Genomic DNA, 2,166 nt, shown 5'->3' on the forward strand with positions numbered 1-2,166 from the left:
GTGGTGGCTGCCAAGCCATGGTAGTTTGGGACAGTTAGATATTGTTGACATGATTGTAATCTTTTTTCTATCTGTAGCTCTCCCTGTTTTTCTCTTATGGATATGGTTAACTACTTACTACGTGCTTGATGAGAATAACTTAATCATCAAATGTGGGCCATTTAGAAAAACAATTCCATTAAATACAATTAAGTCTGTAAAAAAAACCATGAATCCACTATCAAGTCCTGCTTTATCATTAAAAAGGCTTGAGATTATTCACGGTCAACATAGTATGACGCTTATTTCACCCAAAAATCGAGATGAATTTATAAAAATCTTACAAAGGCGTTGCCCGCAAGCCAAAGTATTCCCATAATTCATTATCAATCTAAGAAAAAGATTTCTCCAAAAACGAAAAAAATGCACCCCATCTTTAGTTAGTTGATTCGCAACTGAAAAAAAGTCTTCGGTATTATCTGTTTTATAAATTAAGCAGGCATACTTTTTATTTTTATACCAATGAAAAATTGACATAAGGAGAGGTTATTATGGATTTAAACGATAAAATTAAAATGTTAGAAGATGAAATTCAAGACTTGAAGAAACAAGTTAAAAAAACAAACAGGAAGGGGTTTGGTTCCTATTTAACCGTTTTTTTAACCTCATTTTTTTCAACACTTCTTTTTCTGATTATCTATACTTTATTAGGTGGAAAGTGACTACTTTCTTTTCAGAATCCTAATATGGGCACCACTAGCAAAACGCAGATTTACAACGTTAAGCGATCTGGAAATAAAAAATATCCGGTCTTCACCATGTTAAGCGTGTAACTAGCTTTTCGCGTCGATGTCGTTATCTCGTCTAAATCTGTTATTTATCGGAAGCAAAAATCCCGTTTATTGCAATTTAGGGGGTTGTTTAGAATGAATTTCTTACCTATTTTTCACTTTTCCACTCGATTGTATTTCCATCCGTCATAGCCGTTACAGTTCCTCGGTCATCTGTTCAATAAATCTTTTTTACACCGGCCTGGTGAATATGCTGTAGCGTTTCGATATTCGGGTGTTGATATTTATTATCGGCTCCAACAGAGATCACCACGAATTCTGGACGTACCGCCTTCAGAAATTTAGCACTTGATGAAGTTTTGGAGCCATGGTGACCAGCTTTATATACATCAACGGTTAGGACTCGGCCGCTAGTTAACATATCAGCCTCTGCTTTCTTTCCAGCATCCCCTGTGAATAAAAATCTCTTTTGTCTGCATGTATGAGCGGTATCTTTTTCTCCTTGATAGCTAGCAGCACATCAAAGTAGGTTTCGATAAAGCTGCTCTTCAAAGGCATAACAATTGACTTTATTGGCAGCGTATCGATTACATGGGCTGCTCCACCTATATGATCCGATATCTTAACTGATAGAATTAGACTTATTGATTTTAAATCGAACGTTAGGGCATACGGTAATCACTATTTGCATTTGGAGGACGTATAGGGTCATTCGTAGGGCTATAACCATTTTCTTTGGCTATATTTTTCATTCTTCTTCGATTTCTAATCAGTTTTGAAAACATGGTATATATAATAAAACAAGCAAAATGGCAGCGATCCACCACATACTTACACCTCACTCCATGTTTTTCACTTTCATTTTGCTTTAATCCAAACAATAAAGATAGTTAGTTTAACGGAAATGAATTTAATTGATTAATTTGGTAAAATATACATAGTAAAGAAGAAAGGAGGTGATTAGACATGTGGATAATCTCTTGTTTGGTTATTCTTGGGCTCATTGGATATGCGTTATTTTCAAAGCCTAAAATAAAACGCAAATCTATCTCAGATATAGTAAAAGATGACCCATACAATAGAGCAAATGATCCTACTCATCGTGACCCACCCCCATTTTAAAGAAGGGGTGGATTTTAGATGTAACACCTACTAATATGAAAAGTAAAAATCACCAAACAAGATTCCTCAATCGTTTAATTTTTTATCGTGTTCTCGTTTTTTCGGTAAAACTCATGGAATAGCTTCAGCAAGGCCCGTTTTTCGATACGTGATACATAAGAACAGGAGGTGCCAAGCTCACGAGAAACCTTTCGCTGTGTGCGTTCTTCCTCGTTATCAAGTCCAAAACGTCCGATGATGACTTCCTTTTCCCGTTCATCAAGAATATGGATGT

At 35.7% G+C, this 2,166-nt stretch carries 3 protein-coding genes; 2 read left to right on the top strand and 1 reads right to left on the bottom strand.

The annotated features are described in order from the left end of the window. Together HMPREF0083_RS00475 and HMPREF0083_RS27730 are read left to right on the top strand one after the other, a co-directional pair. A partial coding sequence (locus HMPREF0083_RS00475) for a PH domain-containing protein (protein WP_021618913.1) occupies positions 1–358 on the top strand: 358 nt, incomplete at its 5' end. 172 nt (positions 359–530) lie between these two features. Next, positions 531–701 (top strand): hypothetical protein, encoded by a 171-nt coding sequence (locus HMPREF0083_RS27730; RefSeq protein WP_021618914.1) that lies wholly within the window; start codon positions 531–533, stop codon positions 699–701. Positions 702–1,966: 1,265 nt separating this feature from the next. Here the strand turns inward: HMPREF0083_RS27730 and HMPREF0083_RS00485 are convergent. After that, the coding region (locus tag HMPREF0083_RS00485; protein WP_021618917.1) for a sigma factor-like helix-turn-helix DNA-binding protein at positions 1,967–2,166 on the bottom strand (200 nt) is incomplete at its 5' end.

It is taken from the genome of Aneurinibacillus aneurinilyticus ATCC 12856, assembly GCF_000466385.1.
GTDB lineage: Bacteria > Bacillota > Bacilli > Aneurinibacillales > Aneurinibacillaceae > Aneurinibacillus > Aneurinibacillus aneurinilyticus.

Excerpts from the sequence above, each read along its gene's own strand:
- HMPREF0083_RS27730 (WP_021618914.1), top strand. The coding sequence starts at position 531 with ATGGATTTAAACGATAAAATTAAAATGTTAGAAGATGAAATTCAAGAC.